Origin of the sequence: Parasphingorhabdus sp. (assembly GCF_041748495.1) — a bacterium.
Classification (GTDB): domain Bacteria; phylum Pseudomonadota; class Alphaproteobacteria; order Sphingomonadales; family Sphingomonadaceae; genus Parasphingorhabdus.
Genome location: NZ_JBGTDD010000066.1, coordinates 1 through 3,655, shown reverse-complemented (window position 1 = coordinate 3,655; position 3,655 = coordinate 1). Strand labels below are relative to the sequence as shown.

At 58.8% G+C, this 3,655-nt stretch carries 6 protein-coding genes; all 6 read left to right on the top strand.

Annotation, left to right across the window (positions count from 1 at the left end; genetic code table 11):
• The first annotated feature begins 145 nt into the window (after window positions 1-145).
• Window positions 146-811 carry an NAD(P)H-dependent oxidoreductase subunit E gene (locus ACEW8J_RS05555; RefSeq protein WP_373490650.1) on the top strand — a complete coding sequence of 222 codons (666 nt, stop codon included), beginning with the start codon at window positions 146-148 and terminating at the stop codon, window positions 809-811.
• Window positions 811-957, top strand: coding sequence for a hypothetical protein (locus ACEW8J_RS05550; protein ID WP_373490649.1), 147 nt, complete (start codon window positions 811-813; stop codon window positions 955-957). The genes ACEW8J_RS05555 and ACEW8J_RS05550 overlap by 1 nt, the downstream gene beginning before the upstream one ends.
• Before the next feature lie 85 nt (window positions 958-1,042).
• The gene (gene nuoF, locus ACEW8J_RS05545) at window positions 1,043-2,377 is read left to right on the top strand and encodes an NADH-quinone oxidoreductase subunit NuoF (protein ID WP_373490648.1); all 1,335 of its coding nucleotides are present in this window, start codon (window positions 1,043-1,045) and stop codon (window positions 2,375-2,377) included.
• On the top strand, window positions 2,374-3,078 hold the full coding sequence (locus ACEW8J_RS05540; protein ID WP_373490647.1) for a hypothetical protein: 705 nt from the start codon (window positions 2,374-2,376) through the stop codon (window positions 3,076-3,078). The genes nuoF and ACEW8J_RS05540 overlap by 4 nt, the downstream gene beginning before the upstream one ends.
• Window positions 3,075-3,260 carry a hypothetical protein gene (locus ACEW8J_RS05535; RefSeq protein WP_373490646.1) on the top strand — a complete coding sequence of 62 codons (186 nt, stop codon included), beginning with the start codon at window positions 3,075-3,077 and terminating at the stop codon, window positions 3,258-3,260. The genes ACEW8J_RS05540 and ACEW8J_RS05535 overlap by 4 nt, the downstream gene beginning before the upstream one ends.
• A partial coding sequence (locus tag ACEW8J_RS05530; RefSeq protein ID WP_373490645.1) for a 2Fe-2S iron-sulfur cluster-binding protein occupies window positions 3,260-3,655 on the top strand: 396 nt, incomplete at its 3' end. The genes ACEW8J_RS05535 and ACEW8J_RS05530, both read left to right, overlap by 1 nt.

The following is a 3,655-nucleotide window of genomic DNA, read 5'->3' as shown; positions in this document are numbered from 1 at the left end:
GTACTTCTTTTCGGTACCCGGTTGTTTGAGCTTTTGACATCCGGACAATATGATTTTGGTAGCATCGCAAGCGTCGTCGCGCCGTTCGGTCTGATGATCGTTTTTTGTAATCTGTTCAAACGCGTGTACACGGAGCGTGATCGTCATGGCTGAAGCACCCACGATCCCCGACGAAATCGAAACCCGTGCCCAGTGGAGCGATTTTGCTTTCACGGCGGAAAACGAGAAACTCGCCAAATGGCAGATCGCGAAATATCCGGCTGGTCGCCAGAAATCAGCGGTCATGGCGCTGCTCGACATCGCCCAGCGGCAGGTTGGGGTAGATACCAAGACCCAAGGCTGGCTACCGATCCCGGTGATCGAATATGTCGCCGCCTATCTGGATATGCCCTATATGCGGGCCTATGAGGTCGCGACCTTCTACACCATGTATAATCTGGCGCCGGTGGGCCGCTATCATGTGCAGGTGTGCGGCACCACGCCGTGCATGTTGCGTGGCAGCGACGATGTGATGGCGGCGTGCAAGAACAAAGGGCTGAACAAGGGCAAGACCACGCCGGACGGGCTTTTCACGCTGACCGAGGTCGAGTGCATGGGCAATTGCTCGAACGCACCGATGGTCCAGATCAACGACGATAATTACGAAGATCTCGATTATGATATCATGACCCGGATCCTCGAGGATCTGGCGGGGGGCAAGGATATTCCGGTGGGCTCGCAAATCGGCCGGAAGACCAGCGAGGCTGTGGGCGGGCCGACCAACCTGCACGCGATGGTTGATGACAATCACGACTATCGGGGGGAATGGTGATGGGATTGCTCGTCGCTCTTGCGCTCGCGCTGCTGGCGATCATCATCGTCTGGAAGGTGTTCAAGGGCATCCTGCGGTCGGTGGGTCTGGTTATCGTGGCGATTGTCGTTGGCGTGTTTGTGCTGATGAACGGAGGTTTTTCGTGATCTTCGACGGATATGCAGGCTGGATCGCGCTCGCTGTCGTGGCGATTGGTATCATCGGCGGCCTCTGGGGCCGCAGGAGCAAGAAATGAGTTTTGATTTCCTCCAGGACAAGGACCGGATCTTCACCAATGTCTATGGCTTCCAGTCATGGGACCTGAAGGCGTCGCAGCAGCGCGGCGACTGGGACAAGACCGCCGACATCATCAAGCGCGGCAACGACAGGATCATCGAGGAAATGAAGGCCAGCGGCCTGCGCGGGCGCGGCGGGGCGGGTTTCCCGACCGGTCTGAAATGGTCGTTCATGCCCAAGGAGGCGCCGAAGGACAGCCAGGGCAATCCGCGGCCGAGCTTTCTGGTGATCAACGCCGATGAATCCGAGCCGGGCAGCTGCAAGGACCGCGAGATCCTGCGCAACGATCCGCACAAGCTGATCGAGGGCGCGCTGATCGCCGGCTTCGCGATGCGCGCGCGCGCCGCCTATATCTACATTCGCGGCGAATATATTTTTGAAGCCAAGATCATGGAAGCGGCGGTCAAGGAGGCCTATGACGCGGGGCTGATCGGCAAGAATGCCGCCAAGTCCGGCTATGACTTCGACGTCTTCGTCCACCGCGGCGCCGGGGCTTACATCTGCGGCGAGGAAACCGCGATGATCGAGAGCCTCGAGGGCAAGAAGGGCCAGCCGCGGCTGAAGCCGCCTTTTCCGGCCGGTGCCGGTCTCTATGGCTGCCCGACGACGGTCAACAATGTCGAGAGTATCGCGGTGGTGCCGACGATCATGCGGCGGGGCGGCGCCTGGTTCGCCAGCTTCGGCCGCGAGAATAACCATGGCACGAAATTGTTCCAGGTCTCCGGCCGTGTCGAGAAGCCGGCAGTGTTCGAGGAAGCGATGTCGATCCCGTTTCGCGACATGATCGAGAAACATTGCGGCGGGATTACCGGCGGCTGGGACAATCTGCTGGCGGTGATTCCGGGCGGATCGTCGGTGCCTCTGGTGCCGGCCGCGCAGATCATGGACGCGCCGATGGACTTTGACGGGCTGAAGGATCTCGGCTCAGGACTGGGTACGGCGGCGGTGATCGTGATGGACAAGTCGACCGATATCGTCCGCGCCATTTCGCGGCTCAGCTATTTCTACAAGCATGAAAGCTGCGGCCAGTGCACGCCATGCCGCGAGGGCACCGGCTGGATGTGGCGGGTGATGGAAAAGATGCGCGACGGCGATGCCGAAATCGCCGATATCGATACGCTCTATGAAGTCACCAAGCAGGTCGAGGGTCATACCATCTGCGCACTCGGCGATGCAGCGGCCTGGCCGATCCAGGGGCTGATCCGCCATTTTCGGCCAGAGATGGAGCGACGGATTCGCGAGCATAAGGGTGAAGAGGCCATGCCCGAAGTGATGGAGGCGGCGGAATGAAAAAGCTGGATATCATAGCTGTTTGTGCAGCGATGCTGGCGCTGGTCTGTTCCGAAACTGCCTTTGCGCAACCGGAAACCGGGTCCCGTATTGACCGCACCCGCCAGGGCATGACCGGCTTTCATGACCCGCTGGTCCGAAGCTCACCGCGTGCCGGTCTGAATGCGATGATGCGTTGCCGGGCGGAGAATGATCGGACCCGTGCACTGAACACGCTGTCCCATCGCTATATGAGCGAGGAACAGACCGAATCGCTCGGCAGGATTTTCCGGCAGGTCGAATATGATGACCGCTGCAGTCTCGCCAAGGATATCCGCTACAGTGTATCAACCGGTCCCGTAGCAGGCGCTTTCGCCGAGTTCTTCCTGCTGCGGCACTATAAAGCGGAAGATATTGAAGCGCTTGGCAAGCTGACCGATCTCGATTGGCAAAAAGATATCATGAAGCCGCGGAACGCCGAAGAATTATTCGGTCGCTGTGTTGTGCGATCCGGGGGTGAAAGGATTTACGATCTGATAGATACGATTCCTGACTCGGAGCAGGAAGGCGCAGCGATTCAGGCGGTCGTGCCATTGCTGAGTCCCTGTGTGACGGATGGACTGGAAGTGTCGTTCGACAAGACTTCCTTGCGGGCGATGCTGGCATATGGATTATATCGGGCGGTTCACCAGCATGCCGAATTGTCGGAGGCGGCGGAGTGACCTTTTATTCAGCTTTTATGGTTTTGGCGGCGATTGCGCTTGTGGTGGTTTTAATCAAAGCTTTTTTCACGAAGGGTGAGGAGCCTGAACAGCCCGAGCCTGAAAATAATTGGGAAGTTAAAGATCGCTCTAAATACCAGAAAGGTAGCGGTGGATATGAAGCCGATGCTGGAGGCGTATAATGCCTAAAGTCACCGTAGATGGCATCGAGATCGAAGTGCCGCAGGGCGCGACCGTGTTGCAGGCGGCGGAGCTTGCGGGGAAGGAAATCCCGCGTTTCTGCTATCATGAACGGCTGTCGATTGCCGGCAATTGCCGCATGTGTCTGGTGGAGGTGAAGCCGGGGCCGCCGAAGCCGCAGGCGAGCTGTGCCTTGCCCGCCGCTGACGGACAGGAAATCCGCACCGACAGCGAAATGGTCAAGAAGGCGCGCGAAGGGGTGATGGAAAAGATGCGCGACGGCGATGCCGAAATCGCCGATATCGATACGCTCTATGAAGTCACCAAGCAGGTCGAGGGTCATACCATCTGCGCACTCGGCGATGCAGCGGCCTGGCCGATCCAGGGGCTGATCCGC